This window comes from Pseudoduganella violacea (assembly GCF_014191875.1).
Lineage (GTDB): Bacteria > Pseudomonadota > Gammaproteobacteria > Burkholderiales > Burkholderiaceae_D > Rugamonas > Rugamonas violacea_A.
On the sequence record NZ_JACHXD010000036.1, the window covers coordinates 1 to 8,276 of the forward strand.

At 65.1% G+C, this 8,276-nt stretch carries 2 protein-coding genes; both read left to right on the forward strand.

The genetic code is table 11. The annotated features are described in order from the left end of the window. Positions 1-34: 34 nt before the first annotated feature. Positions 35-6,619: a non-ribosomal peptide synthetase gene (locus tag FHS03_RS27660; RefSeq protein WP_221208282.1), complete on the forward strand. Its 6,585-nt coding sequence runs from the start codon at positions 35-37 to the stop codon at positions 6,617-6,619. 3 nt (positions 6,620-6,622) lie between these two features. Continuing rightward, the coding region (locus FHS03_RS27665; RefSeq protein WP_229426473.1) for a condensation domain-containing protein at positions 6,623-8,276 on the forward strand (1,654 nt) is incomplete at its 3' end.

Sequence of the window (8,276 nt, forward strand, 5' to 3'; positions counted from 1 at the left end):
GGTGCAGTTGGTCGAGCGGTTGCGCCAGCAAGGTTTGCAGACCGATATCCGCATGCTGTTTGCCCAGCCCACGCTGGCGGCGCTGGCGGGCGCCGTGAATGAGGCGGCGCTAGGCGGCGAGGTGGCGGTGCCACCCAACGCTATTCCGGCTGGCTGCACGGCCATCACGCCGGACATGCTGCCCCTGGTGAGCCTGAGCGCGCGCGAAATTGAGCAGATAACCGCGACAGTTCCCGGCAGCGCGGCGAACATCCAGGATATTTATCCTGTGGCGCCGCTACAGGAAGGCATCCTGTTCCACCATCTCCTGCAAACGGAAGGCGATCCGTATCTGACTTCCACCGTTCTGGCCTTCGATTCGCGTCAGCGTCTGGACGGTTTTGTCAGCGCCTTGCAGCAGGTGATCGACCGGCATGATGTGCTGCGCACGTCCGTATTGTGGGAAGGTTTGCCGGAGCCGGTGCAGGTGGTCTGGCGCCGAGCGCCGTTCGCGCTGGACCTGCCGCAGCTGCCTCCTGGCGACACCGAGGCCCAGTTGCGCGCGCTGGCCGATCCGCGCAGCTTCCGTCTCGATGTGAGAAAGGCGCCACTGTTGCATGGTTTTGCGGCTTTCGACGGCAAGCAGCAGCGCTGGCTGCTGCAACTGCTGCTGCACCACATGGTGCTGGACCATACCACGCTGGACGTGATGTTCCGCGAGGTGGGCCTGATCCAGGCCGGCCGGACACTCGAGCTGGATGAACCGGTCCCATTCCGTAACTTTGTGGCGGTGGCGCGCCAGGCCGGCAAGGCACAGGAGCATGAGGCTTACTTCCGCAGCCAGCTGGGCGATGTGGAAGAAGCGACCGCTCCTTTTGGGCTGGACGATATCAAGGGCGATGGCAGCCGGGTGGATGAGGTGCAGCAGCGCCTCGCGTCGGAACTGGCGCGCCGCTTGCGCCGTCAGGCGCGGGCGGCGGGCGTGAGTGCCGCCAGCCTGTTCCACTGGGCCTGGGCGCTGGTACTGGCAGCCAGTACGGGGCGTGAGGACGTGGTCTTTGGCACCGTGCTGTTCGGCCGCATGCAGGGCGGTGCGGGCGCTGACCGCGCCATGGGTCTGTTCATCAACACCCTGCCATTGCGCATTCGGCTGGGCGAAACCGGCGTGCTGGATGGCGTGCGCCAGACGCAGGCCTTGCTGGCGGAGTTGATGCAGCATGAGCATGCGCCGTTGGCGCTGGCCCAGCGCTGCAGCGCCGTACCGGCCACGGTGCCGCTGTTCACCGCCTTGCTCAACTACCGCCACAGTGCCAATGAGCGCGTGGATCAGCAGGAAGGCAGCGGCTGGGAACAGGGCATCGAGATGCTGTCGGCGCATGAACGCACCAACTATCCCTTTGGCTTGTCGGTGGACGATCTGGGCGAGGACTTCGATGTGAGCGTGCAGATCGCCGAACCTGTCGGGGCCGCGCGCATTGCAGGTTACCTGCTGCGCGCTTTGGAGCAGACGGCCGATGCGCTGGAGCAGGCGCCGCAAAAGCCAGCCTGGCGGCTGGATATTGTGGGCGATGAAGAACGGCGCGTCATGCTGGAGCAATGGAGCGGCATGGGGCAGAGCTATCCTCAGAGTCTTTGTCTGAACCAGTTGTTTGAGCGCCAGGCCGAATTGAGGCCGGATGCGCTGGCCGTGGAATATGAAGAACATAGCCTGAGCTACCGCGAACTTAATGAACAGGCCAACCGTCTGGCCCATTATCTGCGCCAGATGGGGGCGCAGCCGGAACAGCGGGTGGCGATCTGCATGCAGCGCAGCCTGGACATGGTAGTGGCCATTCTGGCCGTGCTGAAGAGCGGCGCCGCCTATGTGCCGCTGGACCCGGCCTATCCGCAGGAGCGTCTTGCCTTCATGCTGGAGGATAGCCGCCCCGTGGTGGTGGTGGCGCAGGCGGAGTTGAGCGAGCAGCTGCCGGCAGTGGATGGTATGCGGCTGGTGCTGATCGACGGTGGGCAGCGGCCGTGGCAGGAGCTGTCCACGCAGAATCCAAGCGCCGCTGCGCTTGGCCTGTCGCCGCAAAGTCTGGCCTACATCATCTACACCTCGGGCTCCACCGGGCAGCCCAAGGGTGTGATGGTCGAGCACCGGAACGTTACGCGCCTGTTCGATGCGACCCGGGACTGGTTCCACTTTGATCATCAGGACGCCTGGACCTTGTTCCATTCCTTCGCCTTCGACTTTTCGGTCTGGGAGCTGTGGGGCGCCTTGCTATACGGCGGCCGCCTGGTCGTGGTGCCCTATCTCACCACGCGCTCGCCGCAAGATTTCTACCGGCTGCTGTGTGAACGCGGCGTGACGGTGCTGAACCAGACGCCCAGCGCCTTCCAGCAAATCCTGGACCGGCAGGGGGAAACGCCGCACCGGCTGCGCCATATCGTTTTCGGCGGCGAGGCGCTGGAGGTAGCGAGTCTGGCGCGCTGGTTTGGGCGGGAGGACAGCGCGGCTACCCGGCTGACCAATATGTATGGCATTACCGAGACCACGGTGCATGTGACTTACCGTGAGATAGTGGCGGCGGATCTGGACGGGCGGCGTGAAGGCAGTCCGATCGGCCAGCCGATTTCCGATTTGCGCCTATATCTGCTGGATGCCCATGGCAGGCCGGTGGCGCAGGGCGTGACGGGCGAGATCCATGTCGGCGGCGCCGGGGTGGCGCGCGGTTATCTGAACCGTGCCGACCTGACCCGGCAGCGCTTCTTGCCCGACCCCTTCAGCGCCGATGCCGGCGCGCGCATGTACAAGACTGGGGATCTGGGGCGCTGGCTGGCGGATGGGAAGATGGAATACCTGGGCCGTAATGACCAGCAAGTGAAGATTCGCGGATTCCGCATCGAATTGGGCGAGATCGAGGCGCAACTGGGCCGCCTGCCGGGCGTGCGCGAAGCGGCCGTCCTGCCGCGCGACGACGGCCACGGCGACCAGCGCCTGGTGGCCTGGATCGTGCCGCAGGAGGCAGACGTCGACGCGTCGGCGATCCAGCAGGCTTTGGCCGCCGTGCTGCCAGTGCATATGGTGCCGGCGGCGTATGTGCAGCTCTCAGCATTGCCGCTGACGCCGAACGGGAAGCTGGATCGCAAGGCCTTGCCGACACCTGATGGCGCGGCTTATGCCCACCAGCGCTACGAAGCGCCGCAAGGCAGTGTGGAATCCGCGCTGGCGGAACTTTGGCGCGAGCTGCTGCAGCTGGAGCAGGTGGGCCGCAACGACCACTTCTTTGAATTGGGCGGCCATTCCCTGCTGGCGGTGCAATTGGTTTCGCGCCTGCGCCAGAAACTGGGCGTGGAAGTGGCGCTGGCAGGCCTGTTTGCCCGGCCGGTATTGCATGCTTTTGCCACCTTGGTCAGTGCGGCGGCGGCCAGCAGTCTGCCAGACGTGGTTTCGGACGCGCGTCCGTCGCAGCTGCCGCTCTCGTTTGCCCAGCAAAGGCTGTGGTTCGTCACCCAGATGGGAGGGCAGGCAAGTACGGCCTACAATATGCTGCGCGGCTGGCGCATCGCCGGGGCGATCGATGTCCATGCGCTGCAGGCGGCGCTGACGCTTATCGTCCAGCGGCACGAGGTGTTGCGCACCACGGTGCAAGTGCCGGACGGCCAGCCGATGCAGCGCATTGCCGTCGATGCGAATTTCACGCTGCTGCGCCAGAACTTCGGCGCGGCCATGCCGCAGCAAAGCCGGGAAGCGGAAATCGAGCGCTGGAGCCGCGTCGAGGCAGGCCAACCCTTCGACCTGGAACAGGGACCGCTGATACGCGGCAGGCTGTTGAGCTTTGACGATCAGGATCATGTGCTGCTGCTGGCCTTGCACCATTTGATCGGAGATGGCTGGTCCCTGGACTTGCTGCTCCGCGAACTGCAAGCCCTGTACCGTGCCGCGCCCGATAGCTTGCCTATGCCCGCGCTGCAGTATGCGGACTACACGCTGTGGCAGTGGCGCTGGGTGGAGGGGCCGGTACGGCAAATCCAGCTGGGTTACTGGCAGCGCCAGTTGCAGGGTGCGCCAGCCTTGATCACTCTGCCCACGGATCGTCCACGCCCCGCATTGCAGCAATACGCCGGTCAAAGCCTGGCCTTTGAGCTGGATGCCGCGCTGACTGCGGCGCTGCGGCGGCTGGCGCATAAGCATGGCGTCACGCTGTATATGGTGGTGCTGGCTGCCTGGGGCGCGCTGACGGCACGTCTGGCTGGACAGGACGAGGTGGTGATCGGCACACCGGTAGCGAACCGCAACCGTCTGGAGCTGGAAGGCGTGGTGGGCTTGCTGGCGAATACGCTGGCGATCCGCATTGACGTCGGCGGCAGCCCAAGCGTGGCATCGCTGCTGTCGCAGGTCAGGCAGCGGGTGTTACAGGCGCAGAGCCATCAGGACATCCCATTTGAACAGGTGGTGGATGCGCTGAAACCACAGCGTGCCTTGTCGCACAGCCCCTTGTTCCAGTTGATGTTCGCCTGGCAGACGGGCGCGCATGCTTCGTTGTCGCTGGGCGGCGCGCCGTTGCAGGAGTTGCCCTTGGAGCTGACGGCATCCGCGTTCGACCTGTCGCTGGAGCTGGTGGAAGGGGAGAGCCTTGTCAGCGGCGCGCTGACGTTCTCCACCGCGCTGTTCGAGCGTGCCACCGTGAGCCGTTACGCAGCCCACCTGAAGGCGCTGCTGGCCGGCATGGTGCGGGACGATGCGCAGGCGGTGGACCGGTTTGGCCTGATGAGCGATGCCGAAACGGCGCAAATCCTGCGCGGTTGGAACCGCACCCAGCGCGACTACCGCCGCGACTTGTGCCTGCATGAGATCATCGAAGAACAGGTCCGCCTGCGGCCGCAGGCCGTGGCGGTGGAGGACGGCGAGCGCCGTTTGAGCTATCGCGAGCTGGACGAACAGGCCAACCAATTGGCACGCCAGTTGCGCGCCATGGGCGTGGGGCCGGACCAGCGCGTGGCGCTGTGCCTGGAACGCAGCGCGGAAATGGTGGTTGGCCTGTTGGCGGTGCTGAAGGCCGGTGGCGCCTACGTGCCGCTCGACCCGGGTTATCCGGCTGAACGCCTGGCCTTCATGCTGCGCGACAGCGCGCCGCGCGTGCTGCTGGCGCAAGGCCGGGCGATTGAAGCGATCGAGTTGCCGGAAGGCTTGCCGGTCCTGCACCTGGATGGCGCTGAGCGTCCCTGGCTGGAGTTGTCGGCGCAGGCCTTGCCGGTGGCGGAACTGGGCCTGACGCCGTCGCACCTGGCGTATGTGATCTACACCTCCGGCTCCACTGGCCAGCCCAAGGGCGTGATGAATGAGCATGGCGGCATCGTCAACCGCCTGCTGTGGATGCAGGAAGCCTATCGCCTGCAGCCGGATGAAGCGGTGCTGCAAAAGACCCCGTTCAGCTTCGACGTTTCGGTCTGGGAATTCTTCTGGCCGCTGATGCGCGGCGCGCGCCTGGTGATGGCGCGGCCGGATGGCCACAGGGATCCAGCCTATCTGGCCGATACGGTGGCGCGACGCGGCATCACGACGCTGCACTTCGTACCGTCGATGCTGCAAGCCTTCCTCGATAGCGGTGAAGCGGCGCGCTGCGGCAGCCTGAAACGGGTGCTGTGCAGCGGCGAAGCCTTGCCGGCCGCGCTGGCGCGGCGCTTCCTGCGGGAGCTGCCGGGCGTCCAGCTGCACAATCTCTACGGCCCGACCGAGGCGGCGGTGGACGTGACGGCCTGGCATTGCGCCGGCCCCGAGCTGCCTGACAGTATTCCGCTGGGCCGGCCCGTCGCCAACACGCGCATGTATGTGCTGGACCGGCATGGCCAGCCGGTTCCGGCCGGTGTGGCGGGAGAAATCCACATCGGTGGCGTGCAGGTGGCGCGCGGCTATCTGAACCGTCCCGAACTGACGCGGGAGCGCTTCGTGCCCGACCCATACGCCGGCGAGGACGGCGCGCGCCTGTACAAGACGGGCGACCTGGGACGCTGGCTGGCCGACGGCACGCTGGAGTACCTGGGCCGCAACGACCACCAGGTCAAGTTGCGCGGCCAGCGCATCGAACTGGGCGAGATCGAGGCGCAACTGCTGCGCCAGCCCGGTGTGCGCGAGGCCGTAGCGCTGGCACGCGAGGACAATCCGGGCGATCAGCGCCTGGTGGCGTATCTGGTGGCGGACGTGCCGGATCTGGCTGCGCTGCGTTCCGCACTGGCGCGCGTGCTGCCCGAGCCTATGGTGCCGGCGGCCTTCGTGCTGCTGGACCAGCTGCCGCTGACGCCGAACGGAAAGCTGGACCGGAAAGCCTTGCCCGCGCCTGAGGGGGCGGCCTATGCGCAGCGTCCTTACGAAGCGCCGCAAGGCGACACGGAAGCGGCGCTGGCGGCCATATGGTCCGAACTATTGCAGCAGGAGCAGGTGGGCCGCCATGACCATTTCTTCGAACTGGGCGGTCACTCCCTGCTGGTAACCCAACTGCTCGCGCGTATCCGGCGCGAGTGGGGGCTGGATATTGCATTGACTGAAGTGTTCTCGAATCCCGTTCTATCGGAACTCGCCGGCATCATCCTCGATCAGGAATTGATGGCATACGGCGCCGAAGAACTTGAATCCATGATCTCTCAAGATAGGGCTTGAACAATGAAGAAAGCACCGTTGGAAAACCTGAGCAGAACCGAGAAGGAAGCGTTGCTGCAGCAGATGCGCCAGGCCAAAAGCCGGAGCAAGGATGGCTTGCCGGTCGAGATCATCCCGCCGAGACCAAAGCAGGCCGGTTCCTGGCCGCTCTCGTTCGCGCAGCAGCGCCTCTGGTTTATAGCCCAGATGGGTGAAGAGGCCAGTGCGGCCTACCATATTCCGCTGGGCTTGCGGCTGGAAGGGCGCTTGAATGAGGAAGCGCTGGCAGCGGCGCTGGACCGCATCGTGGCTCGGCATGAAGCCTTGCGCACGCGTTTCGAGGTGGTTGATGGCAATCCCCTGCAGTGCATCGATGACGTCGCCCGTTTTACTCTGGAGCGCCACGATCTGAGCGGCGGCAATGGCGAAGAGCGCCGCGCCGGCGTGGAACACTGGGCCAGGGAAGAAGCGCGTGCGCCTTTCGATCTGACCCGGGGACCCTTGATCCGGGGCCGCCTGCTGCGCCTGGAAGCTGAAGAGCATGTGCTGCTGATCACGGTGCACCACATCGTCTCCGATGGCTGGTCGCTGAGCGTGCTGACGCGCGAATTGAGCGAGCTATATCGCGCTTACGCCGGTGGCACGTCCCACGCCAAAGACCCTCTGCCGGCTTTGCCCGTGCAGTATGCCGACTTCACTTTATGGCAGCGCCGGTGGCTCGACGGCGGCGTGCAGAAGCAACAGCTGGCTTACTGGCAGGGGCAATTGGCGGATGCGCCGGAGCTGACTACCCTGCCAAGCGATAGGCCGCGTCCCGCTGCGCAGGAATATACAGGCCGCAGCCTCGGTTTCGAATTGGATGCGGAGCTCAGCGCCCAGTTGAAAGCCCTGGCGCGCCGGCATGAAGCCACCTTGTATATGACCTTGCTGAGCGCCTGGGGTACGCTGGCCGCCCGGTTGGCGAGCCAGCAGGAAGTGGTGATCGGTTCTCCCGTGGCCAACCGTATCCGGCTGGAGCTGGAGCCGCTGATCGGCTTTTTCGTCAACACGGTTTCCTTGCGCATTGACGTCAGCGGTGACCCTACTGTCGGCGAAATGCTGGACCGGGTGAGGAATCTGGTGCTGGAAGCGCAAAGCTATCAGGATATTCCATTTGAACAGGTGGTCGAAGCGGTCAATCCGCGCCGCAGCCTGGCATACAGCCCCATATTCCAGCTCATGTTCGCCTTGCAGAATACGCCGAAGGGCGCGGTGGAGCTGGGCCAACTGAGTATGCGGGAGCTGGACTTCGACCATCACAGCGCAAAATTCGACCTGGCGCTGGACATGCAAGAGGTGGATGGCCACCTCATTGGCCGCATCGGCTATGCGACGGCGTTGTTCGATCAGGGCACGATGGAAAGGCATATCGCCGGCTTCAAGGCGCTGCTGCAAGCCATGGTGAAGGACGAAACCCAGGTGATCGGCAATATCGATCTGCTGGATGAAGCGGGGCGGCGCCAGGTGCTGGTGCAGTGGAACGCCACCCAGCGCAGCTACCCGGAGCAGTTCGCGCACCGCCAGTTCGAGCAGCGCGCGGCGCAGACGCCGGATGCGGTGGCGCTCGAAACGGAAGGCGAAAGCTGGAGCTACCAGCGGCTCAACGAGGGCGCCAACCGTCTGGCGCATCATTTGATCG